This window comes from Pandoraea cepalis, from assembly GCF_902459665.1.
GTDB lineage: Bacteria > Pseudomonadota > Gammaproteobacteria > Burkholderiales > Burkholderiaceae > Pandoraea > Pandoraea cepalis.
In genome coordinates this window covers 12,375-35,493 of the sequence record NZ_CABPSL010000029.1, presented here as the reverse complement: position 1 = coordinate 35,493, position 23,119 = coordinate 12,375, and the positions used below count along the sequence as shown (strand labels likewise).

At 62.4% G+C, this 23,119-nt stretch carries 24 protein-coding genes and 1 pseudogene; 11 read left to right on the top strand and 14 right to left on the bottom strand.

Annotation, left to right across the window (positions count from 1 at the left end):
* Positions 1-97: 97 nt before the first annotated feature.
* The 4 genes from dkgB to PCE31106_RS22955 form a co-directional block, all read right to left on the bottom strand.
* The gene (gene dkgB, locus PCE31106_RS22970; RefSeq protein ID WP_150564798.1) at positions 98-901 is read right to left on the bottom strand and encodes a 2,5-didehydrogluconate reductase DkgB; all 804 of its coding nucleotides are present in this window, start codon (positions 899-901) and stop codon (positions 98-100) included.
* 186 nt (positions 902-1,087) lie between these two features.
* A complete protein-coding gene (locus PCE31106_RS22965) occupies positions 1,088-1,759 on the bottom strand; it encodes a GntR family transcriptional regulator (RefSeq protein ID WP_026131622.1) in 672 nt (223 codons plus the stop codon).
* A 2-nt stretch (positions 1,760-1,761) separates the two neighbouring features.
* Entirely contained in the window at positions 1,762-2,631 is an 870-nt protein-coding gene (locus PCE31106_RS22960) for a ParB N-terminal domain-containing protein (RefSeq protein WP_026131621.1), read from the bottom strand.
* A 147-nt stretch (positions 2,632-2,778) separates the two neighbouring features.
* On the bottom strand, positions 2,779-3,393 hold the full coding sequence (locus PCE31106_RS22955) for an LON peptidase substrate-binding domain-containing protein (RefSeq protein WP_026131620.1): 615 nt from the start codon (positions 3,391-3,393) through the stop codon (positions 2,779-2,781).
* Positions 3,394-3,647: 254 nt separating this feature from the next.
* Here PCE31106_RS22955 and PCE31106_RS22950 point away from each other — a divergent pair, with 254 nt between their 5' ends.
* Positions 3,648-4,352 (top strand): SDR family oxidoreductase, encoded by a 705-nt coding sequence (locus PCE31106_RS22950; RefSeq protein WP_026131619.1) that lies wholly within the window; start codon positions 3,648-3,650, stop codon positions 4,350-4,352.
* Positions 4,353-4,545: 193 nt separating this feature from the next.
* On the opposite strand, the gene PCE31106_RS22945 is transcribed toward PCE31106_RS22950, so the two are convergent.
* Complete coding sequence (locus tag PCE31106_RS22945) at positions 4,546-5,418, bottom strand: LysR family transcriptional regulator (protein ID WP_150564797.1); 873 nt, start codon at positions 5,416-5,418, stop codon at positions 4,546-4,548.
* Positions 5,419-5,587: 169 nt separating this feature from the next.
* Here PCE31106_RS22945 and PCE31106_RS22940 point away from each other — a divergent pair, with 169 nt between their 5' ends.
* The 3 genes from PCE31106_RS22940 (at position 5,588) to PCE31106_RS22930 (ending at position 9,391) form a co-directional block, all read left to right on the top strand.
* Positions 5,588-6,913 carry an MFS transporter gene (locus PCE31106_RS22940; RefSeq protein ID WP_150564796.1) on the top strand — a complete coding sequence of 442 codons (1,326 nt, stop codon included), beginning with the start codon at positions 5,588-5,590 and terminating at the stop codon, positions 6,911-6,913.
* Positions 6,914-7,069: 156 nt separating this feature from the next.
* A complete protein-coding gene (locus PCE31106_RS22935; RefSeq protein ID WP_017232068.1) occupies positions 7,070-8,260 on the top strand; it encodes a M20 aminoacylase family protein in 1,191 nt (396 codons plus the stop codon).
* Positions 8,261-8,266: 6 nt separating this feature from the next.
* Positions 8,267-9,391, top strand: coding sequence for a M14 family metallopeptidase (locus PCE31106_RS22930; protein WP_150564795.1), 1,125 nt, complete (start codon positions 8,267-8,269; stop codon positions 9,389-9,391).
* A gap of 112 nt (positions 9,392-9,503) precedes the next feature.
* Here the strand turns inward: PCE31106_RS22930 and PCE31106_RS24695 are convergent, their stop codons facing one another.
* Positions 9,504-9,944, bottom strand: coding sequence for an OmpA family protein (locus PCE31106_RS24695; RefSeq protein WP_254441287.1), 441 nt, complete (start codon positions 9,942-9,944; stop codon positions 9,504-9,506).
* Between the two features lie 27 nt (positions 9,945-9,971).
* Positions 9,972-10,256, bottom strand: a complete 285-nt coding sequence (locus PCE31106_RS24690) for an outer membrane protein assembly factor BamE (RefSeq protein ID WP_254441285.1) — start codon at positions 10,254-10,256, stop codon at positions 9,972-9,974.
* A gap of 575 nt (positions 10,257-10,831) precedes the next feature.
* Here PCE31106_RS24690 and PCE31106_RS22920 point away from each other — a divergent pair.
* The 5 genes from PCE31106_RS22920 to PCE31106_RS22900 all read left to right on the top strand — a co-directional run bounded on the left by PCE31106_RS22920 (position 10,832) and on the right by PCE31106_RS22900 (position 14,725).
* Positions 10,832-11,284: a MarR family winged helix-turn-helix transcriptional regulator gene (locus tag PCE31106_RS22920; RefSeq protein ID WP_150564794.1), complete on the top strand. Its 453-nt coding sequence runs from the start codon at positions 10,832-10,834 to the stop codon at positions 11,282-11,284.
* Positions 11,285-11,312: 28 nt separating this feature from the next.
* Positions 11,313-11,876 (top strand): isochorismatase family protein, encoded by a 564-nt coding sequence (locus PCE31106_RS22915; protein WP_150564793.1) that lies wholly within the window; start codon positions 11,313-11,315, stop codon positions 11,874-11,876.
* 2 nt (positions 11,877-11,878) lie between these two features.
* The gene (locus PCE31106_RS22910; RefSeq protein ID WP_150564792.1) at positions 11,879-12,208 is read left to right on the top strand and encodes a hypothetical protein; all 330 of its coding nucleotides are present in this window, start codon (positions 11,879-11,881) and stop codon (positions 12,206-12,208) included.
* Positions 12,205-13,461, top strand: coding sequence for an MFS transporter (locus tag PCE31106_RS22905; protein ID WP_150564791.1), 1,257 nt, complete (start codon positions 12,205-12,207; stop codon positions 13,459-13,461). The genes PCE31106_RS22910 and PCE31106_RS22905 overlap by 4 nt, the downstream gene beginning before the upstream one ends.
* A gap of 322 nt (positions 13,462-13,783) precedes the next feature.
* Complete coding sequence (locus PCE31106_RS22900) at positions 13,784-14,725, top strand: PhzF family phenazine biosynthesis protein (protein ID WP_254441283.1); 942 nt, start codon at positions 13,784-13,786, stop codon at positions 14,723-14,725.
* Between the two features lie 122 nt (positions 14,726-14,847).
* Here the strand turns inward: PCE31106_RS22900 and guaA are convergent, their stop codons facing one another.
* Genes guaA through guaB form a run of 3 tightly spaced genes read right to left on the bottom strand, consistent with a single transcriptional unit; the run spans position 14,848 to position 18,565 of the window.
* Positions 14,848-16,431, bottom strand: a complete 1,584-nt coding sequence (guaA, locus tag PCE31106_RS22895) for a glutamine-hydrolyzing GMP synthase (protein ID WP_150564790.1) — start codon at positions 16,429-16,431, stop codon at positions 14,848-14,850.
* Positions 16,406-17,098, bottom strand: a complete 693-nt coding sequence (locus PCE31106_RS22890; RefSeq protein WP_017234117.1) for a hypothetical protein — start codon at positions 17,096-17,098, stop codon at positions 16,406-16,408. Before PCE31106_RS22890 ends, guaA begins: the two co-directional genes overlap by 26 nt.
* A 6-nt stretch (positions 17,099-17,104) precedes the next feature.
* A complete protein-coding gene (gene guaB / locus PCE31106_RS22885; RefSeq protein ID WP_017234118.1) occupies positions 17,105-18,565 on the bottom strand; it encodes an IMP dehydrogenase in 1,461 nt (486 codons plus the stop codon).
* 286 nt (positions 18,566-18,851) lie between these two features.
* Here guaB and PCE31106_RS22880 point away from each other — a divergent pair, with 286 nt between their 5' ends.
* The gene (locus PCE31106_RS22880; RefSeq protein WP_150564789.1) at positions 18,852-19,781 is read left to right on the top strand and encodes a DMT family transporter; all 930 of its coding nucleotides are present in this window, start codon (positions 18,852-18,854) and stop codon (positions 19,779-19,781) included.
* 138 nt (positions 19,782-19,919) lie between these two features.
* Here PCE31106_RS22880 and PCE31106_RS22875 read toward each other — a convergent pair whose 3' ends face one another.
* The gene (locus PCE31106_RS22875; protein ID WP_150564788.1) at positions 19,920-20,255 is read right to left on the bottom strand and encodes an RnfH family protein; all 336 of its coding nucleotides are present in this window, start codon (positions 20,253-20,255) and stop codon (positions 19,920-19,922) included.
* Positions 20,245-20,679 (bottom strand): type II toxin-antitoxin system RatA family toxin, encoded by a 435-nt coding sequence (locus tag PCE31106_RS22870; RefSeq protein WP_026131979.1) that lies wholly within the window; start codon positions 20,677-20,679, stop codon positions 20,245-20,247. The genes PCE31106_RS22875 and PCE31106_RS22870 overlap by 11 nt, the downstream gene beginning before the upstream one ends.
* 154 nt (positions 20,680-20,833) lie before the next feature.
* Here PCE31106_RS22870 and smpB point away from each other — a divergent pair.
* Positions 20,834-21,283, top strand: a pseudogene (smpB, locus tag PCE31106_RS22865) (SsrA-binding protein SmpB); the annotation flags it as partial.
* Positions 21,284-21,429: 146 nt separating this feature from the next.
* Here the strand turns inward: smpB and PCE31106_RS22860 are convergent.
* Positions 21,430-22,416: an SPFH domain-containing protein gene (locus PCE31106_RS22860; RefSeq protein ID WP_150564787.1), complete on the bottom strand. Its 987-nt coding sequence runs from the start codon at positions 22,414-22,416 to the stop codon at positions 21,430-21,432.
* 138 nt (positions 22,417-22,554) lie between these two features.
* Positions 22,555-22,989 (bottom strand): NfeD family protein, encoded by a 435-nt coding sequence (locus tag PCE31106_RS22855; protein WP_017234124.1) that lies wholly within the window; start codon positions 22,987-22,989, stop codon positions 22,555-22,557.
* Positions 22,990-23,119 lie beyond the last annotated feature (130 nt).

Below are 23,119 nucleotides of genomic sequence, written 5' to 3'. Positions count from 1 at the left end.
AATGCGCTATTCTCGCACACGCCCCGCCACCGTCACACATCGAGCGCGCGCTCCGCAATCCCCCGCCGCACCCGCAATCTCCCGACTCGCGCGTATTTCAGTCCCAAGCGGGCGCGAGCGACGCCGGATTGGCCTGACGCTCGTTGCGATCGAGCGTGGCGATCCGTGCCATGTCGTCATTGCTTAGCCTCAGGTCGCACGCCTTCATGTTGCTCGCCAGATTCTCGCGCTTGGTGGACGACGGAATGACGGCGTATCCCTGCTGCATCGCCCAGGCCAGCGCGACTTGCGCCGTGGTCGCCTCGTGCGCCTCGGCAATTTTCACGAGCACCGGATCGTTCAAAACTTTTCCGTACGCCAGCGTCATGTATGACGTGACGTGAACGCCCTGCGAACGCGCAAATTCCGCCAGTTTGCGGTTCTGCAGGTATGGACTCAGCTCGATCTGCAAGGTCGCCAGCTCGCCCGGCCCAACAATGCCAATGGCCTGCTGCAGCAGCGCAATGGTGAAGTTGGACACGCCGATGGCACGGGTCAAGCCCTGCTCGCGGGCTTCGCGCAACGCGCCAAGATATTCCGCCATCGGCACTGCATTGGCGGGCGACGGCCAGTGAATCAGCGTGAGATCGACCCGGTCGGTGCCGAGCTTCGAGAGACTGTCCTTCAGGCTCGGAATCAACTTGTCACGGGAAAAGTTGTCGACCCAGATCTTGGTGGTCAGATGCAACGCGTCACGCTTGACGCCCGATGCCGTCAGTGCGTGCCCGATGTCGGCTTCGTTCTCGTAGATCTGCGCGGTGTCGATCGCGCGGTATCCCAGCGCGAGCGCCTGGGTAACGGTATCGACGACGGTTTGCCCCTTCAAACGGAACGTGCCGAGGCCAAAGGCGGGAAGACTCATGAGTGCAACTCCTGTCAGATGCGTCGCGCCAAGGAAATCAACGCCCGTTGAACGGCGCGACGGAAGCGCACAGTGTCCCGGATTCGCGCACGCACAAGAAGCCCCCTCAGACGAACAAGATTCGTGCACTGAATTCACAAATAAGCGCGAATCGGGGCGTCGACCGCTGTGATCGACAGGGGCGACTCAGACAGCAGCCTGCGGGAGGAAGCTGGCGTCTTCGCGCGCCATCGCCTTGATTTCGTTACGGGTGGCGAGGATATGCGCCTCGAGCAGGGACACGACCGCCCCCACGTCGCGACGCCGGCATGCCGCGAGAATTTCGTAGTGATCGTGCTGCGGGTTCTCTTTGCCGGTCGCCTGCGACATCGCCAGATGCGAGTAGCGGTCGGTGTTCAGGCAGTAGGCTTCGACGAGCATCCGCAAACGGCGGTTGTTGGCGGGCGCCGACAGCGCAAGATGGAAACGTCGGTTGTATTCGGCCCATTCCGAGACGGCTTCGGACGCCGAATAGTCCGCCAGGATCTGTTCCATCCCCTGGAAGTCGCGCTCCGCCATGTTGGGCACGGCAAGCTTCGCGGCATGGCATTCGAGCGCGACACGAATGTCGAGCAACTCGCACAATAGCTCGAGGTTCATGCTCGTCACGGTCGCGCCACGGTTCAGAGGGTGGGTAACCAACCCCTCCGCTTCCAATTGCCGCAACGCTTCGCGCACCGGCACCCGGCTTGCGTTGAAACGCTCAGCCAGGGCTTCCTGACGCAGTTGATACCCACCCGGGAGCACGCCGCGCAAGATTTCGTCTCGCAGCGTGTCGCGGATGGCCTCATGAAGGGCTTGGGATCTGGGTGTTCGCATACTTACTTGCCCGCTCGCGCCTCCGCCAGCGCAATGGTCAGATGGGCCACCCGCTTCTTGAGCGCATCGCGCTCGGCGGTCATGGCTTTGAGTTCCTTTGACAGACGCGTGAGTTCGTCGGTCGGCTCCGCAGTGGTATCCCACGGCGGCGTGCCGTCGTCTTCGTCAGCGATCTCGTCGTCCTTCCGCTTGCGTGGCTTGACCGGACGCGCCTCACGCACCTGACGCGCCAGCTCACGCAACTCCTGCTTGCCAGCGACCACCGCGGCCACCTGTGCCGCCTGCGGCAAGGTCGAGACGGCCGCGGCCGCGTTGATCGACACCTCCCCACGTTTGACGGCATCCACCAGCTCCGGCGCCGCCGCCGTGTGGATCTGCTCGATCTGCCCCAGCGTATTGCTCGACAATCGCGCCGCACGCGCCAACGCCGCGCGCGTGAGCGCCATCGTATGCGCGGGGATCGACGCATTGGTCCCCATTGCCTCAGCCGCATCGCTCGCCGAAGCGGCCGGCGGCGCCTCGGCTTGCGCCGGATTGTCGCTACCGGTGCGGGCTTCGAGAATGGTCTTCTTGCGCAACGCCAGCACGCCGCGCTGGTAATCGGACACGCTGCGCCGGCCCAGATGATTGTCGATCATCCACAGGCGCACGTCGTCCATGGACTTGAACGAGAGGTTCTGCACCGTACGGAATTCGATGTTGTGCTTGCGGCAAATCGCGTAGCGATTGTGGCCGTCGACCAGCACGTCGCCCCACAGTACAAGGGCGTCGCGGCATCCCTCGGCCAGCAGGCTCTGTTCGAGCGCCGCATATTCATCAGGCGTGAGCGGATCGATGTACGCCTTGAGTTCTTCGTTGATCTGGACTGTCATGGATTTCTGTGACGATGCCGCCGCCCCCGGCGCCGCTGGCTGCGGCACGACGCGGAACGTCGGCATGGAAAGACGTTGCAGGCGGCATTATCGCCTGTCTGGCCGGCTTTGACGAAACGAACGCCCGGACCCTGCCCGGGTCGGCGCTCAGGACAGCACGCCGTGATCGGTCAGGAACGCCTGAATGCGCGACAGACGCGCCGCCGGATCGACGATGCCCAGCAGGGCCTCTTTCTCGTGCGGCGGCAGCGGCAACAACTCGGCCCATCGATCCGCAACCCACCCGCACTCGTCCAGACGGTACGGCGGTGCGAGCGGCAATTTTGCCGCGCGTGCCGGGTCGCGCTGCAAGCCGGCAATCAGCTTGCCCAGTGTGTCGGCACTGATCTGCAAGTTATCGGGGATGGCGATGTTGACATCGTCCGGCAGCATTTGCGCTTCGCCCGTCCAAAGCCCGTACTTCCCCTGCTCGACGGACGCGAGCCGAAACTTGGTCGTGCCACGGCACACGAGCTCGAGCAGCGACGGCATGGTCGCGCGCCAGTCGTCGATGCGCGCCATCGTGCCGATCATGGCGGGCTCCTCGACGCCGTCGGGCAAGCGTACCTCGCTGCCCTTGCGCAGGACGACCACACCAAATTCGGTGCCATCGGCGAGACATCGCTTGATCATGTCGAGATAGCGCACCTCGAAGATGCGCAGATGCAACACCCCAGCAGGAAACAGGGCGTTGCCAAGCGGGAAGAGTGGGATCTGGACCATGCCATATGATGACACGAAGTCACTCGCGGTATGCGCCATTGTCTTGCCAGGGCGCATAGCGCCTCCCCACCCGCAAGCGACGCAACGCGATGACCGTTTGTCGCAATCCCCTGTGGCCGAGCGCGCGGCCAGCGCCTCATCGAACTAGCGCGCTGATGTGTCATCGGGGATGCGCCGAGATGTTACGCTTTCAGACGCGAATCGTAATGCGGGCTGCCGTTGTGGGCATGCCGGCGTCTCTGGAGGTTATCGGTATGACAGTGGAAAAAGTGGCGTTGATTACGGCGGGCGGCAGTGGCATGGGCGCTGCCGCGGCGCGGCGTCTCGCGGCAGATGGCTTCAAAGTCGGCATCCTGTCGTCGTCGGGCAAGGGCGAGGCCCTGGCCACGGCGCTGGGTGGCGTGGGCGTGACGGGGTCGAATCAATCGAACGAAGCGCTGGCGACGCTGGTCGAGCTGGCCGTCGAACGCTGGGGACGTATCGATGTGCTGGTCAACAGCGCAGGTCACGGTCCGAGAGCGCCGATTCTGGAGATTACCGACGACGACTGGCATCGCGGCATGGACACCTATCTGATGAACGTGATCCGCCCGACGCGGCTGGTGACACCGATCATGCAGAAGCAAGGCGCGGGCGCGATCATCAACATCTCGACGGCGTGGGCGTTCGAGCCGAGCGACATGTTTCCGACTTCCGCGGTGTTTCGCGCCGGTCTGGCATCATTCACGAAGCTGTTTGCGGACAAGTACGCGAAGGACAACGTCCGAATGAACAATGTGCTGCCGGGCTGGATCGACAGTCTGCCGCAGCAAGAAACACGCCGTGAGAGCGTTCCGATGCAGCGCTACGGCACGGCGGAAGAGATCGCCGCGACCGTGGCGTTCCTCGCGTCGGAAGGCGGTGGGTACATCACCGGCCAGAACATTCGCGTTGATGGCGGACTGACGCGCTCGGTGTGAGCGTCGCGCGCCTGCCTTCACCGGACCCATTCGGTCTGGCCGCCTCCCTCACCCATCGCGCACAAGATTGGAGCGGCCCTCCCCCTCGGGTCCTATCGGTTCAGGTACGGCCACGATCGTCAGGCCGACATTCCGATCGATGCCCCTTCGTCCGGGGCTTGCTTGACAACGCGACTCGTGGCCGCCCGCAAACTCACGCCTGTGCGAGAACCTGCTGGGCGATGACGCTCGTAATACCGGTCTTGTCGTCGCGGGCGCGCGCCAGCAGACCAATGCTACGTTGCTCGGTCACGTCGGGCAGCGCGACGACGCGCAGGGTGTCTTCTTGCGCCCACGTGGCGTTGCGCAGCATTGGCACGACGGTGACGCCGAGCCCCTGGCGCACCAGTCCCACAATGCCTTCAATGGAACTCAACTCCAGGAATTCATTGACCTTGATGCGCTGACGCCGCAAAGCGCGATCGATCAGCGCCCCCGTGCGTTGTGTGTGGTCGAAGCGCAGGAAGGGTTCCGTCGCCAGCAGCCGCGCGCTCAACGCCTGCTTCATCCCGGAAGGGGCAAGCATCACCAGAGGCTCGCGATACAGGGGCGTCCAGCGCACCCCCGCGGGCCGACGCCCCGGCGGCTCGACCAGCACCGCGCAATCAATATCACCGGCGTCGAGCTGGGCCGTCAGTTCCATCGAGCGCGCGGTAACGATCGAGACCTCCAGGCCCGGGCGCGCCTGCTTGATCTGCAGCACGGCGGGCGCCAACGCGCTTACCGCAGACTCGATCGCACCAATCGCGACAGGGCCGACGGGCGACTCGATGCCGGACGCCAATATGCGCATGTTCTGGTATTGCGCCAGCAACAACTGCGCGTGCGGCAGCAACGCCCGGCCCATGGCGTTGAGTGCAATCGAACGCCCCACCCGATCGAATATTGCGTGACCGAACTCCTCTTCCAGCGCGCGCATTTGCATGCTCACCGCCGACTGCGTCATCGCCAGACGTTCGGCCGCCGAAGCGAACGAGCCGTACCGCGCCACCGCTATGAAAGTGCGCATGAATCGCAGGTTGCTCACGGGTTTCCTCGTAGGTCGTGTCGAGATCTCGTCGACCGCGAATTCATCAAAATATTTGCGATGACGGATCACAAATTCTAGCTTTTATTGCTTTTTTTACACAAGCAGAATCAGCCGGAGCAAGTAAATCCGGCTTGCCACGGTCAAACTTCGAGACAGGAGCCTCTCCATGGAAGTTTCAGTTGAGCGCGACAGCGCCGCTACCCCGACAGCCCCGGAACGATCGGGCAAACGTATCGACGTAGGCGTGATTGCGGTATCTACGATCGGCAATGCGCTCGAATGGTTCGATTTCACGGTCTTCACGTTTTTCGCGGCCAACATCGCCCGCCAGTTCTTTCCCAGCGATAACCCGACCGCCGCCTTGCTCGCCACCTGGACGACGTTTGGCGTGGGGTTCCTCACGCGGCCGCTGGGCGGCATCGTTTTGGGTAACGTCGCCGACAGGCATGGCCGCAAGTCAGCCCTGCTGCTGACCATCTCTGTCATGGCGGTGGGTGTCGCGGTCATCGCCTTTGCGCCAACCTATGCGTCAATCGGCATGGCCGCACCGGTACTGATGTTGATCGGCCGTTTCCTGCAAGGCTTTTCCGCCGGCGGCGAAGTGGGCAGCGCCACCGCCTTCCTGGTCGAGCATGCCCCTGTCGAACGACGCGGCGTGTACGGCAGCTTCCAGATGATCGCTCAGGCCTGCAGCATGTTGCTCGGGGCCATCGTATCGGTAGGTATCACCCAAACCCTGACACCGGAGCAGATCGACGCATTCGGATGGCGCATCCCCTTCGCGATCGGCCTGTTGATCGTGCCAGTCGGCCTGTATGTGCGCTCGCGCCTGGACGAATCCCCGGTGTTCAAGCACGCCACCCAGCATGCCGAGCCCCGTCGCTCGCCTTTCATCGAATCGGTGACCACGCACTGGCGACAGGTGCTGGCCGGCTTCGGCCTGACGGTGTACGGCACCATTGGCACGTACATCTTCTATTACTACATGCCGAGTTACGCCACGAAGTCGCTGGGCATTCCGTTCAAGAGCAGCGTGATCGCGTCGCTGTGCGCGGCCGTCGCGTACATCGTGGGTACGTTTGCATCGGGCCGGATTTCAGACGCCATCGGCCGCAAGAAGCCGATGGTAGCGTCCGGCGTGATCAGCCTGGTCATCACGTATCCGCTGTTCCTGGCCGTGAGTCACACGCCGACCCTGCCGATGCTGATTCTCGTGCAGTGTTGCCTGATGCTCTCGCTGGGCTTGTTCCAGGGCTCGTATTGCGCCTTCGTCTGTGAACTCTTCCCATCGCGGGTACGCGCCACGTCGATGGCGATTGGCTACAACTTCGCGGTCATGATCTTCGGCGGCTTCGCCGGCGCTATCGCCACGCTTCTCATCAGTTGGACGGGGGACAAGCTCGCTGTCGTGTACTACGGAATGTTCGGCGCGGCAGTGGGCCTCATCACGATCCTGATGCTGCAAGACCGCTCGCGCATGCCGTTGCAGTAACGATTTGCGCATCGCTCCCCATGCGCGGGACGTCGTCTCGCGCATGTCTCACTCACTTCAGTCCCACAACACGCCCCATGGCCAATGTCGCGCCCCGGCTTTCTTGACGATCGCCGGCGGCGGCGCCATCGGGGCCTCCATGGAGAACCCGCTTACATGTCCATCATTCCCGAAATCGCTGAACGCACCACCGAGTTGCAGGCCATTCGCCGCGACCTCCACGCCCACCCGGAGCTGCGTTATGAGGAAGCGCGAACGTCCGACATCGTTGCGCGTCTGCTCGAATCCTGGGGTATCGAGGTCACCCGCGGCCTCGGCAAGACAGGGGTCGTCGGCGTGTTGCGCAACGGCACCGGCAAGAAGACCATCGGTCTGCGTGCCGACATGGATGCCCTGCCCATCCAGGAACTCAACAGCTTTGCCCACGCCTCGCAATATGCCGGCAAGATGCATGCATGCGGTCACGATGGTCATACCGCCATGCTGCTGGGCGCTGCGCAGCAGCTTGCCACGCATCGCACGTTCGACGGCACGATCGTGTTCATCTTCCAGCCCGCGGAAGAAGGCGGCGGCGGCGCCAAGGCCATGCTTCAGGACGGCCTGTTCGAGCGATTCCCGGTCGACGCGGTGTTCGCGCTGCACAACTGGCCGGGACTCGCCGCCGGTAGTTTCGGTGCGCGCGTGGGTGCGACGCAGGCGTCGAGCAATGAGTTCCGGATCGTCGTCAAGGGGACGGGGGCGCACGCCGCCATGCCGCACGATGGCATCGACCCGGTCCTGACGGCCATGCAGATCGGTACCGGTCTGCAGAGCATCATGACGCGCAACAAACGTCCGATCGACGCCGCCGTGCTATCCATCACACAAATGCAGGCCGGCGAAGCGATCAACGTCATCCCCAACACCGCCACGTTGGCCGGCACCGTGCGTACGTTCTCGATCGAAGTGCTCGATCTGGTGGAGACTCGCATGCGCGAGTTCTGCACATCCACGGCGGCCGCCTATGGCTGTACGGCGGAATTCACATTCGTGCGCAATTACCCACCGACCGTCAACACGGCGACCGAGACGCAGTTCGCCGTCGATGTCATGCGAGAGATCGTCGGGCGCGACCACGTTGTCTACCCGATCGACCCGACCATGGGGGCGGAGGACTTTTCATTTTTCCTGCAGGAACGTCCGGGATGCTATGCGTATATCGGCAACGGACTGGGCGATCACCGCGCACACGGACACGGGCTCGGCCCGTGCATGCTGCACAACACGAGCTATGACTTCAACGACGATGTGCTGACGCTGGGCGCCACGTATTGGGTTCGTCTGGCTGAGGCCTTCCTGGTCGCGTAACGCATCATGGCCAACAAGTTCTTTTCCGCGACCTATGCCCAGGCACGCGCGCGCTTTGCCGCCGCTGCGCGGGCTGCTGGGGCCGCCGTGACAAGCCATCTCCTTCCCGGCATCGCGGGGCGTGAAGGCGAGGAGCTGGCGACCGACGTTGTGCGGCTCGGGGCACCGCGCACCCGTCGGCTATTGATCCTGACGTCGGGCACCCATGGCGTGGAGGGCTTTTGCGGCAGTGCGGCGCAAGTCGCACTGCTGGGCGATGCAGGGCTACAGGCACGCCTGGCGGCGGCTGATGTGGCGATCCTTGTCGTGCATGCCATCAATCCTTACGGCTTCTCGTGGCTGTCGCGAACCAACGAGGACAACGTGGACTTGAACCGCAACAGCATCGACTTCACGCAACCGCTGCCGGCCAACGATGCCTATGCCGATCTGCACGCCTTGCTGGTGCCACCGACGTGGCCGCCCTCGGACGACAATGTCGCGGCGATCACGCACTATATCGCCGCGCACGGTGAACCCGCGTATCAGCGCGCGCTGACCCTTGGGCAATATCGATTTGCAGACGGGTTGTTCTATGGCGGGCGTGCTCCGGTGGCAAGCACCCGACTGATGGACGCGCTCATTCACGACCATGCGCAGGCTTGCGAAGCGGTGGGTTGGATCGACTTTCATACCGGGCTCGGTCCACCCGGTCATGGAGAGAAGATCAGCGTGGGACGAGTCGACGCCGCCGAACTCAGCCGCGCTCGTGCCTGGTGGGGTGCCGATCTGGCCAGCCCGGTCGACGGAACGACGGTGGCATCCAACGTTGGCGGGCCATTGCTCGACACGTTGCGGTTTGCGTGTCCGGATGCGCAGGTGACCGCCATGGCCATCGAATATGGCACGGTACCGCTCATCGACATGCTGCACATGCTGCGGGCGGATGCCTGGCTGCGCCAGCATCCGGACGCGCCGGCGGCGCAGGCGGCGGCGATTCGAGCAGCGGTGCGCGCGGCGTTCTGCTTCGAGGACCCGATTTGGCAAGGGCAGATTCTGGGCCAGGCGCGTGTGGCAATCCTGCAAGCCGTAACGGGGTTGGGGCGCGGTGCTGTCGACCACGGTCCGAGGCGAGCCAGCGCCAACCAGTGAAATGCACCAGCCTCCTCGAAGTAAAAATGCCGTTCAGTGCGCTGACTGAACGGCATCTTCCAGCATACGAAACGTTAAGCCTCTTTCGCGCACGCAGAAGTGCTGTAGTCGATCAATGCGATTGATTGGCGACCACGGGAACCGTTTCGATTGTCACGCGACGGTCAACTGCGAGGCATTGCAAGGCGGCAGTCGAACGTCCGTCGGGACATCCCGAAGACACCGGGTTCGCACTCCCCATACCGACGGCATCGATCCGATGGGCATCGATGCCCCGGCTGGCGAAATAGTCGCGAACGGTCTGGGCTCGATGAAGCGACAACTGCTGGTTGTAGGCTTGCGATCCAATTCGGTCGGTGTAACCCGCGACCTTGATTCGCTCACCGTTCGCCACGTTATCGCTAAGCGAGGCCGCGATACTGTCAAGTTTGGCGCGTCCTTCCGGCCGCAAATCGCCGAGCGCGAACTGGTTGAATCCGAACAGCAACGACGCGTCGAGCGTGATTCGCTTGACCGGCGCCGGCGCGGCAGCCGCCACAGGCGTTGGATTCACATACTTCTCGCATTCCGGCTCCTTCCACTACGTCGCCTTGACCAGCCGATTTTCATCGTACTGGACTTGGTACTGGCAGGAGATGAAGTCGTTTCCGTGTCCCGTCCGGAAGTCAAAGATGTAGTTCCACACGCGCACGCCAATCACGCCTTCATCGAAGTGCGGTTCTTTCAGGAGTGCGTAAACTTGCGTCTTATTCAACCCGGGAGCCATCTGCCGCAGATTTTCGACGTTGACAAAGGGCCCTTCTTTCAGCCATGCGCTGTCTCTGTCGGGGAATGCAACGCCCCCATCCGGGCCGGTCGTTGGCACGGTGCCACAACCCGCCAGGCAAGCGCCGTGTCAACGCCCCACAGGTAGCAAAATCCGTTCACGCCTTGACCACACCGCCACGACGTGAGGATTGCCGAGCTTCCGCCGCAGAGCGCGTCGGCAGCCACTGCGCCGTTGGCAAGGGCCGTGGCAAGGCAAAACGACAATACTAACGTGCCCCGTTTCATATTCGCCATTTCCAGTCGCCCCGGCCGCACTGACCGGGCTCGCTCATCCTTCGATCGTCCGAGATCGGATACCCATGCCGACTTGCACACGGCCATCGATGAACGATAAGTGGCTGATGCCGCGAAATTGAAAAAGATCGTCAACGGTTCATTGCGACGTAAGTGAAATTCAAATATCACCGCTGGTGCGGCGCCGTTACGAATGTCTGGGCGCAAGGCCGTCGGCATTCAAGACCGAATGGCGCCAGCTGTTGCGGAAGAAACGCTGAATACCGTGGCCGAAATCAGTTGACCGCCCCGTCCAATCGCCCAGAACACGCCACCACAGCGCGACTATAAATGCAGTATAACTGTACAGTTATACTGCATTTATGTTAGAGTTTGGACATGATCAAATCGTCACTCACATCCAACGCACCCTCAGCGGCCATCCTAGCCGGCGAATTGCGCATTTCACTAGGCAAACTGATTCGACGGGTGCGGGAGCAAGCCCATCCCGGTGACTTCACGTCCGCCCAGAAGTCGGTACTTCTCCGTCTGGACCGCGACGGGCCCGCCACCGTGTCCGCCTTGGCCCGTGCGGAAAGCGTCCGTCCGCAGTCCATGCGTATCACGGTGGCCGGACTAGAGGCGATGAAGGCAGTCAGCGGCAAACCCGATCCCACCGACGGTCGGCAAACCCTCGTCGACCTGACGCCTGGTTTTCGGAAGACCCTCAAGGAGAACCGGACCGCCAAAGAGGACTGGCTGGTCCGCGCCCTGCAGGCGCAACTATCCCCTCAGGAACAAGGCGAACTCGCGGCTGCAGTGAAGCTACTGCAACGCCTCGCCGACTTCTGAGCCGGCACCACCCGTTTCAGGAAATCGCATGGCCCTCACCACGCTCGACCCGACTACCGCCCTTATCATCGTTGACCTGCAAAAAGGCATCGTCGGCTCCCCTTTCATTCATCCCATTGACGGGATCGTGGATCGTTCGCGCGCACTGCTCGATGCGTTTCGCGAACGCGGCCTGCCGGTCGTTCTCGTCAACGTTGCCGGCGTAGCACCGGGGCGTACCGAGCGGCCGCGTCACAGCGGATCGTTCCCGGCGGGGTGGACCGACTTCATCCCCGAACTCGATCAGCAGCCCAGCGACATCGTCGTGACGAAGCGAACCTGGGGCGCGTTCGTCAACACCGGTCTCGAAAACCAACTAAAGACACTGGGCGTTACCCAAGTCGTCATCACTGGTGTCGCCACCGGGACGGGCGTTGAGGCGACCGCGCGTCAGGCGTACGAGCATGGCTTCAATGTCACCCTGGCTCTCGACGCCATGACGGACGCGCGTTCTGAGGCGCATGACTACAGCATCAAGAACATTTTTCCGAAGCTGGGTGAAACGGGCACGGCTCAAGACGTCATCGACCTACTGTCAACAAGGAGCGTCTGAAAATGGTATGGCTTCAACTCGTCTCCTACTTCTTCGGCGGCGCCTTTCTCACGAACGCTGTGCCGCACTTCGTCGCCGGCGTAATGGGAGAACCGTTCCAGAGTCCATTCGCAGAACCGCCAGGGCAAGGGCTGTCCTCATCGACGGTAAACGTGCTCTGGGGGTTTCTCAATCTGGTTATCGGTTACGTGCTCGTTTACCGCATCGGTGATTTCGACCTGAGACGCACGAGCGATGCCATCGCGTTCGGGCTTGGCATCCTGGCCATCGGGCTACTTTCCGCGCGGCTATTTGGCCGCTTCCACGGCGGCAATACGCCAGAGCATTCGTGAGCGCGGCAGCAACGGGCGTCTTCCGTTCGCTGAGGAACATCAACTACCGGATCTGGGCGGCTGGAACGCTGGTCTCGAATATCGGGACATGGATGCAGCGCACGGCCCAGGACTGGCTTGTCCTCACCCAACTCACCCATCACGATGCGTCGGCCGTGGGCGCGGTCATGGCGCTCCAGTTCGGGCCACAACTCCTACTGCTGCCCTGGACCGGCTTCGCGGCCGATCACTACAACCAGCGCAAGCTCCTCATGGCGACCCAGGCGACGATGGGTATTCTTGCCTTGGCGCTGGGCCTTCTCACCGCCACGGGTAACGTCCATCTCTGGCATGTCTATGTATTCGCTTTTCTGTCCGGCTGCACTTCGGCCTTTGATGCCCCCGTGCGCCAGGCCTTTGTGACAGAACTGGTCGGCGATGCGGACCTGCCCAACGCGGTCGCGCTCAACTCGACCTCGTTCAATGCGGCGCGAATGATCGGGCCCTCGATGGCCGGTCTGGTCATCGCTTCGATTGGCATCGGTTGGGCGTTTCTGTTAAACGGGGCCAGCTTCGTCGCAGTACTGGCCTCCCTGTTTCTGCTCCGTACCTCCGGTCTGCATGCGAACGCACGGGCACACCGAACCAAGGGGAGTCTGACCGAGGGATTGCGCTATGTAGGGTCTCGACCAGACCTCAAGGCGATCCTGGCCATGCTGTTCCTGATCGGTACGTTCGGACTGAATTTCCCGATCTTCATCTCAACCATGGCCGTCAGTGTCTTCCATGCAGATGCACGTGGCTACGGCTTCCTGTCGTCGATCATGGCCATCGGTACCGTCTCAGGGGCACTGATGGCCGCCGGCCGCGGTCGGCCACAATTCACCTCGCTGCTGATCGGTGCCACGATTTTCGGACTCGGTTGCGCGCTGGCCGCTATTGCCCCGAACTATTGGCTGTTCGCCGGTGCGTTGGTCGTCATCGGGGTCGCCGCCTTGACCTTCACCAACGCGACCAACAGCCTGATGCAGCTCACGACCGAGCCCGCCATGCGGGGACGGGTGATGGCACTGCGCGTGGCCATCGCGCTCGGGGGTACGCCGATCGGTGCACCTATCGCGGGTTGGGTGGCGAACCATCTGGGTCCACGCTGGGCACTTGGCGTTGGGGCGGCATCGGGTATCGCCGCGGCCATCGTGGCCGTCTCCGCCATGACGCGGCAGATTCATCGGCCGTGGCGGGGCGAACTTCACAAGGGCGACCACTCGCGCTAACGTAACGACTCAGCGGAACCTGCTCAATGCGTTATCAGATCGGCGACAGCGCGGAGCCGCACCAGTCCTATACGAAGACGGGTGCCAAGCGCTTCATCGTTGACTGAGCAGCGGCTACTGAGATCGTCAGCGGACAGCACGAGGTCGTGTTATACCGACCGCATGAGGTGCGCACCCGATGTGATCGTCGCACTCGGTAGTCGGACGCTAGCCGGCGACTGCCGTTCATTCGACGCCTGAGCCAAATTGTCCGCTGGCCCCGCCTTTCAGGGCAAAACTGTCTCTCACTTTGACGCCTTGCAACCGATCATCGAGATTGGATATGACGATTAACGGGCCAAAGCAAACCATGAATCGACGCTACGTCACCGCCGATGTATTCACAGCCGAGAAATTTAAGGGCAATCCAGTCGCCGTCGTGCTTGACGCCTCCGGCTTGTCTACCCGTCAGATGCAGGCAATCGCCAGCGAGTTCGCTTATAGCGAAACGACATTCGTCTTGCCTCCCCGCGATGCTTCAAACACTGCGTGGGTGAGGATATTCACGCCAAGTCGCGAGATACCTTTCGCGGGACACCCGAACATCGGCACTGCATTCGTGCTCGCCTCACAGGCTGCGTCAAATGGTGTGGAGGTGCCGGACTTACTCGTCTTCGAGGAGCTTGCCGGTCTTGTTCCGGTGAGCCTGTTGAAGGAGGGGGCGACGATTCTTGGTGCTGAACTCATTGCACCGGAACCGTTGGCGCAGCTTTCACAGGTCGCCGAAATTCGTGTGGCGGCTTGCCTCTCACTCAGCGTTGACGATATTCGGTTCGACGCTCATGCGCCTCAGGTCGCGTCAGTTGGCCTCCCGTTTCTCGTCGTCGAACTTGCTTCACGCGATGCGCTAAGACGATGCGTACCTGATCTAGTGGCATTCAAAGGCCTTCTGCCAATCGACGGAGCTGTTTCTATTTACGCTTATACGCGCGATGTCGACCATGCGAGAGCGGGGCACGCCTGTGATTTGGAGGCCCGCATGTTCACGCCGCGCATGACAGAAGACCCCGCGACAGGCAGCGCAACAGCAGCGACTGCAGCGCTCATCGCACACGTGCGCGGGGTGCCAGAGTTGGCATTATGCGTTGCTCAAGGCGTTGACATGGGCCGACCCAGCATTCTCAGCGCCAGAATTGACTTGCATGACGGGCAGACACGGATTCGTGTTGGCGGGAAATGCGTCCGCGTCATGGAGGGATCGTTTCAACTTGAAGGCGATGATTGACGTTCGTGAGTGAATGCCCGGGACACCAGCCATTGCCAGACAAGAATACGAAAAAGCCCGCAGAATCGCGGGCTTAGGTATGTTTTACTGCCAACGTATGCCGGCCGGTGCCGGACGCCGAATCACTCCCACTCGATCGTCGCAGGCGGCTTGCCCGAGATGTCATACACGACCCGGTTCAAACCACGCACTTCGTTAATGATGCGGTTCGACACCTTGCCGAGCAGGTCATGCGGCAGGTGTGCCCAGTGCGCCGTCATGAAATCTTGCGTCTGCACGGCACGCAGCGCCACGACCCACTCATACGTGCGGCCATCGCCCATCACGCCCACACTCTTGACCGGCAGGAACACCGCGAAGGCCTGGCTCGTCAACTCATACCACGTCTTGCCGCTGTTCGGCTCGACCGTGTTGCGCAGCTCTTCGATGAAGATCGCATCGGCGCGACGCAGCAGATCGGCGTAATCGCGCTTCACTTCGCCCAGAATGCGCACACCCAGACCCGGGCCCGGGAACGGGTGACGATAAACCATGTCGTGCGGCAGTCCTAGCGCCACACCCAACTCGCGCACTTCATCCTTGAACAGGTCACGCAGCGGCTCCAGCAGCTTCAGACCCAGCGTCTCCGGCAGGCCGCCCACGTTGTGGTGGCTCTTGATCGTCTTCGCCTTCTTCGTCTTCGCACCGCCCGACTCGATCACGTCCGGATAGATCGTGCCTTGCGCCAGCCACTTCGCATTCTTCAGCTTCTTCGCTTCCGCCTGGAACACTTCGACGAACTCACGGCCGATGATCTTGCGCTTCTGCTCCGGATCGGTCACGCCCTTCAAATGCCCCATGAACTGCTCGGCGGCATCCACGTGCACAACCTTCGCGTGCAGACGGCCCTCGAACATCTCCATCACCATTTGGCCTTCGTTCAAACGCAGCAGACCGTGATCGACGAACACGCACGTCAGTTGGTCGCCAATGGCGCGATGAATCAGCGCCGCCGCAACGCTCGAATCGACACCGCCCGACAAGCCCAGAATCACTTCCTCGTCGCCCACCTGCTCGCGGATCGCCTTGACGGCTTCCTCGATGTGGTCGCGCATGATCCAGTCCGGCTTCGCCCCGGCAATCTCCAGCACGAAGCGCTCGAGCAACTCACGGCCCTTCACGGTGTGCGTGACTTCCGGGTGGAACTGCACCGCGTAATAGTGACGCGACACGTCGGCCATGCCGGCGATCGGGCAGCTCAGCGTCGACGCCATCAGCACAAAACCCGGCGGCAAATGCGTGACCTTGTCACCGTGGCTCATCCACACCTTCAGCATGCCGTGGCCTTCGGCCGTACGGAAATCCTCAATGCCGTCGAGCAGCGGCGTATGGCCCTGCGCGCGCACTTCGGCGTAACCGAACTCGCGATGATGGCTAGCCTCGACCTGACCGCCCAACTGAACCGTCATCGCGAACATGCCGTAGCAAATGCCCAGCACCGGCACGCCCAAATCCCAGACGGCCTGCGGCGCACGCAGATCCTGATCCTCATACGTGCTCGCATGGCTACCCGACAGAATGATCGCCTTCGGATTGAATTCACGAATGAACTCGTCCGACACGTCGTTCGGGTGGATCTCGCAGTAAACGTGCGCTTCGCGAACGCGGCGGCCGATGAGCTGGGTGACTTGCGAACCGAAGTCAAGAATGAGGATTTTGTCGTGCATCGTGAGGTACGGAGGAAGTGGATTCGTTGGACGTCGGCGCCGTGGCGGAAGGCACGGGTGTGACAATGCCGGTGGTGCCCGCAGGCGCGACCGGCGTGGTATTGACGGAAGCGGAGCCGCCGCGAGGCGCCTCCATGCGCGGCTCAGCGCGCTTGCCTCGGGCTTCGTCGCCGGCCCGGGCATCGGGATCATCGTACGGTGCGTCGCGCCGGGTGTCGCTCACGACCCCGCCACGCCCGCGACCGGCCGCCTGCTGTGCCGCCTGCACGCGCTCTTTCGTACGCACGCTCGACGCCAGCTTGACGAGAATGGCACCCACCACCAGCAAGACGGCCCCAAGCGCCGGCATCAACCACTTGCCGCCCCCCGTCACCGCCAACTGGCCGGAAATCAGCCACCCCAGCACGAAAGCACCGATCACCCAGTTGATATGCCCCGTCACTTTCGCGACGGTCGCCGTCAACTGGCCGTTCACGGTGGCGTGCCATTGCAGCCAGGCCACACCGACGAAGGCCACGCCAAGCGCCTGCGCATACAGCACGGGCGATGGCGCGGGCACTTCAATGGCCGCATACAGCGATGACCAGAACGACGCGATCAACAGCACACCGAGTGCCAGATTCAACGCCGCATCGAGGAACAGTACCGTACGCAACATGGCCTTCATGGGTGATTACTCCACGTGGTAGTTGGGGGCTTCCTTCATGATCTGGACGTCGTGCACATGCGATTCGCGCATGCCGGCGGCCGTGATTTGTACAAACTCCGCCTTCTCGTGCAGGTCCTGGATCGTCGGGCAACCCAGATACCCCATCGACGAACGGATACCGCCCGTCAACTGATGCAGGATGGCCATCACGCTGCCCTTGTAGGCCACACGGCCTTCAATGCCTTCCGGCACCAGCTTGTCGGCGTTGTTCGCCGGATCCTGGAAGTAACGGTCGGCGGCGCCATCCTTCATTGCCCCCACCGAACCCATGCCGCGATAGCTCTTGTACGAACGGCCCTGGTACAGGAACACCTCGCCCGGCGCTTCTTCCGTGCCCGAGAACATGCTGCCCATCATCACCGTGTGCGCGCCAGCGGCCAGCGCCTTGGAGATGTCGCCCGAGTAACGAATACCACCGTCCGCGATGAGCGGAACACCCGTGTCCTTGAGCGCTTCGGCGACGTTGGCAATTGCCGTGATTTGCGGCACACCCACGCCCGCCACAATACGCGTCGTGCAGATCGAGCCCGGGCCGATACCGACCTTGACGGCGTCCGCCCCATGTTCGACCAGCGCCACGGCGGCACTCGCCGTCGCGATGTTGCCGCCGACCACTTCGATCTGCGGGAAATGCTTCTTGACCCACTGCACGCGATCCAGCACACCCTGGCTGTGGCCGTGCGCCGTGTCGACCACGATCACGTCGACACCCGCCGCCACCAGCAGCTCGACACGCTCTTCATTGTCCGCGCCCACGCCAACGGCGGCGCCGACACGCAGCTTGCCGTGCTCGTCCTTGTTCGCGAGCGGGTGCTCGGTCGCCTTCATGATGTCCTTGACGGTCATCAGGCCGCGCAGTTCGAAGGCGTCATTGACGACCAGCACGCGCTCCAGGCGGTGGCTGTGCATCAAGTGCTCGGCATCGGCCGGCGACGCGCCTTCGCGCACGGTGATGAGCTTTTCCTTGGGCGTCATGATCGCGCGCACCGGCTCGTCCAGGCGGCTCTCGAAACGCAGGTCACGGTTCGTCACGATACCGATGAGCTGAGCGCCCTCGACGACCGGGAAACCGGAAATGCCATGCTGGCGCGACAACGCGATCACATCGCGCACCTTCATGTGCGGCGGAATCGTGATCGGATCGCGCAGAACGCCTGATTCAAAGCGCTTGACCTTCGACACTTCACGCGCCTGCTCGGCCGGCTTCAGATTCTTGTGAATAATGCCGATGCCGCCCTGTTGTGCCATGGCGATAGCCAGACGCGCTTCGGTCACCGTATCCATGGCGGCCGACAGCAAAGGCATGTTCAAGGTGATGTTGCGCGTGAGCTTGGTTTTCAGGCTGGTGTCGCGCGGAAGAACGGCAGAGTAAGCCGGTACGAGGAGCACGTCATCGAAAGTGAGTGCTTTTTGGATCAGACGCATGGCAAATCCTATAGGCGCAAAACCGAATTATACAGAAATCGCAGGACGCATGGCACGTCTGCCCCACATGTCAAGGGGCTTTTTCCCCGAGGGCCGGAACGAACGCGCATCCGCGCCTCGCGGCGACCGATTTGCCAACCCGGCCGACTGCCGGATTTCACAAGAGCGGCGCCCTGGGCCCATGCTATTCTTCGGCCCTTCCTGCTCCGCCCCGGCCGGTATAACGAGGCGATGTCCGGCGCGGATCATCGGCATCTCGCCAACACGAACCACGGGTACGAATTTCATGGGGCAAGGCATTTCTTTCGGACTGGCTGCGGGCGCCTTGTGGGGCCTGGTCTTCCTGGCCCCTCGCCTGCTGCCCGGGTTCTCGCCGCTGGAACTGTCGGCCGCCCGTTACGTCCTGTACGGACTGGTATCCGCCGTGCTGCTCGCTCCCCTCTGGGCGCGTCTACGGCATACCGTCACTGGCAGTGACTGGCGGGCGCTGTTCCGGCTGAGTCTTGTCGGCAATCTCATCTACTACCTGTTTCTCGCGGGCGCGGTCCAGATGGCGGGGATTGCGCCGGCCTCGTTGATCGTAGGGGTGCTGCCCGTAACGGTCACACTGGTCGGCAGCCGTGACCACGGCGCCCTCCCCCTGTCGCGGCTGGCGGGGCCCCTAGTACTGGTCGCGGCGGGCATCGTCTGCATCAACGTCGACGTGTTCGCCCACGCCTCGGCAAGCGGCGGAGACTGGCGGCTCACCCTCGCCGGCATTGGCTGCGCAGTCGGCGCGCTCGTGAGTTGGACATGGTATGCGGTGGCCAACGCCCGCTATCTGGCGCGATTCGGACACTTCACGAGTCAGGAATGGTCGCTGCTGACGGGCGTCGCCACGGGCGTGCTCGCGCTCATGCTGGCGATTCCGGCCGTGTGGCTCCCTCACCCGGTCGTGCTCGACGCGCCGCGCGACTGGCAGATGTTTCTGATCGTCAACATCGCCGTGGCGGTGGGCGCATCGACCATTGGCAATGCGTTCTGGAATGCGGCAAGCCGACGACTGCCGCTCACCCTGTCGGGACAGATGATCGTGTTTGAAACGCTCTTCGCGCTGATTTACGGCTTTGTCTACGAACAGCGCTTGCCACGCCTGCTGGAACTCGCCGCCATCGCGTTGCTGCTGGTGGGTGTCAGCGCTTCGGTAAAATTGCATGCGAGAAAACCGGCGCACTGATTCGCACGCCGTGATTCGCATAAAGACGCTAGTCGCTCCCCCCCCGCCCGCGCACCACTTAGCGCACCACTCAGCGCCCACGTGAGCGTTTTGGTTAGCGTGCCGGTCAGCGCGGCACCGGGTCACACACCGCAGACGTCAACTGCCGCGCCGGCTACCGAGCCATTTCTGCCCTTCTCGGCTGCCTTCGTTGCGTACCTTTTCCACGCGTCGCTGACGTGCGAGCTTGGGATCGGCCTTCAACGCCCGGTAGATTTCGATGCGATCCCCGTCCTCCACGGCGGCGTCAAGCGCGCGCAGCTTACCGAAAACGCCGGCTTTCATGCGCGACATGTCCAACTCCGGAAACCGCTGCAGCAGCCCGCTGCGCTCGATCGCCTCGCGCATTGTGGCGCCTTGCGGCAACGTCAGCGCAACGATCGTCTGCTCGGCGGGCAATGCGTAGCAAACCTCGACATTCACCTCACCCGGCATAAACGGTCTCCGCACGTTTGACAAAGGCGTCGACGAACGTATTGGCGATGTGGCTGAATACCGGGCCGATCACCTTCTCGAGCAGAAAACTCGCAAATTCGTAGTGAAGGCCGAACTCGATCTTGCAAGCGTTCTCGCGCAGCGGCGTGAACTTCCAGGTGCCGTGAAAACGTTTGAAAGGCCCTTCGACGAAGGTCATCTGAATGGAATGCGGGCGCTCCTGGAGATTGCGCGTCGCGAACGAGTGCTTCAGCCCTTTGAAGTCGATGATCAGCGACGCCTCCATGCTGTGCTCGTCCTGGTGCCGAATATCGACACCACCGCACCAGGGCAGGAATTTGGGGTAATCGGCGACATTGGTCACCAGGTCGTACATTTGCTCAGCGGAGAAATGCACGAGAACGGTTTTACTGACTTCGGCCATCGTCTGTCGGTCGAGGTGCATGCAGGACGCGTCGGCCATCGAGGTCGTATCGATACGCGCGCGACGCAAGCCGCCTGTTGCCGAGACTCTTTGTTAAAATCGGTATTTTACCCGAGCCCGACTCACCGGGTCCGACCAAGTTACCCGCCAAGGATCCATGAGCATCATCGACAACAAGAAGGCCTTCTTCGATTACTTCATCGAGGAGCGATACGAAGCCGGGATCGCGCTCGAAGGGTGGGAAGTCAAGGCCATTCGCGCCGGGCGGGCGCAGATCAAAGAAGGCTATGTCGTCATCAAGCATGGCGAGATCTTTCTGATCGGCACACACATCAGCCCGCTGCAATCCGCATCGACGCACATCAACCCCGACCCCGTGCGCACCCGGAAGCTCTTGCTCAAGGCCGACGAAATCAAGAAGCTCATCGGCAAGGTGGAGCAACGCGGCTACACGCTCGTACCGCTGAACCTGCACTACAGCAAAGGCCTCGTGAAATGCGAGATAGGGCTGGCCAAGGGCAAGAAGCTGCACGATAAGCGGGAGACGGAAAAGGCGCGAGACTGGGAACGCGAGCGAGCGCGCCTGATGCGCACGCCGACGTAAACGTAAGGCGCTGCATCAGGGGGCGTGTGCATCGAGGCAGGCCACCGCTTCCGCCCGCTACCCAGCGAAAACGGCCCGCATTGCACTGAACCCCAGACGTTGGGCGGTTCAGTTCAGCGCGGGCCGTTTTTCTTTGCGCGGCCGGACTAACGTCGTGCCCCCGAATGGCCGAAGCCCCCCACATCGTCACCGCTCGCCGTCGACCCACCCGCCGTCGAACCGCCTTCAGTACCACGCACAATCTTGAGCGCCGAGGCGATCATGCTGCTCATGTCCGTCAGATTCCCCGGCACGATCAAGGTGTTATTGGTTCGGGCGATCTTGCTGAACGCTTCCACGTACTGCTCCGCGACCTTCAGGTTGACCGCTTCCATGCCGCCCTGCGTCTGAATGGCCGTCGCAACCTTGTGGATGGCCTCGGCGTTGGCTTCCGCCACCGCCAGAATGGCCGAGGCCTGACCTTGCGCCTGGTTGATCGCGGCCTGACGCTCCCCTTCCGACTTCTGAATCGCCGCCTCCCTCGCACCCGACGCCAGGTTGATCTGTTCCTGCTTCTTGCCTTCCGACGCCGCGATCAACGCGCGCTTTTCGCGCTCGGCCGTGATCTGCGCCTGCATCGCATGCAGAATCTCCTTCGGCGGCGTGAGGTCCTTGATTTCATAGCGCAAGACCTTCACGCCCCAGTTCGACGCCGCCTCGTCGAGGGCATTCACCACACTGTGGTTGATGAATTCGCGCTCCTCGAACGTCTTGTCGAGTTCGAGCTTGCCGACCACGCTACGCAGCGTCGTTTGCGCCAGTTGCGTAATGGCGACGATGAAGTTGCTCGACCCATACGACGCCTTCATGGGATCCGTGACCTGGAAGTACAGAATTCCGTCGACCTGCAACTGCGTGTTGTCCTTCGTGATACAGACCTGGCTCGGCACGTCGAGCGGCACTTCCTTGAGCATATGTTTGTATGCCACGCGATCCACGAATGGCACGACGATGGACAGTCCCGGTGTGAGCGTCGCGTGATACTTGCCGAGACGCTCGACCACCCAGGCGTGCTGCTGCGGCACGATCTTGATCGAGCGTGCCGCAACGATCACGGCGATGATGAAGAGAATAAACGCGACGTTGGAAAACATGTTCCCCCCTTGAAGCGCCTGCCATGACGGCGGGCGAATTCCCCGTCGCCCGCGACCACGGGCGATACGATGCGATGCATGCCATGCGACGACGCCGAAGCGAAAGCGAGACGCGCGTTTGCGCGCCGATCCCGGCGACTATGCCGTCACGTGCGCGACGTACAGCCGGCTGCCGCGAACCTCGCAAATGACGAACCATCCTGCGCTGGGCAACTCGCCGGGCAAAAGCTCGACGTCCCATTCGGCACCGCGATACATCGCCCGCGCCTGACCGTCAGGGCCCCAGACATCCACGCGCAGACGCTGCCCGATATCGAGGTTGGTATTGGGGTCGGCCGTCGCGTCGACCTTGATGCGCCGCTGACCGAAGCGGCTGCGGCGCAGAATCCAGACCGCCACGCCCGCGACCGCCGCCGCTGCCACCCACTGCAATGGCCAGTCGATACGCAACAGCGCCGCAATACCACCGGCCGTCATGCCGAGCGCCACCATCAGGAGATAGAACGTACCACTTGCCAGCTCCAGCACCACGGTCAATCCGGCAATGCCGAACCACAGCCAAGCCTGTTCCATTGCAACTCCCAGACACAAAAAAACCCCGGTGTGATACCGGGGTTTATAGCACGAAACCCACCGATCAGCGCGCGCATCCCAAGGGATGAGTCAGCCTTTCGGCAGCGTCCGAGGTGCCACTCGGACGCGT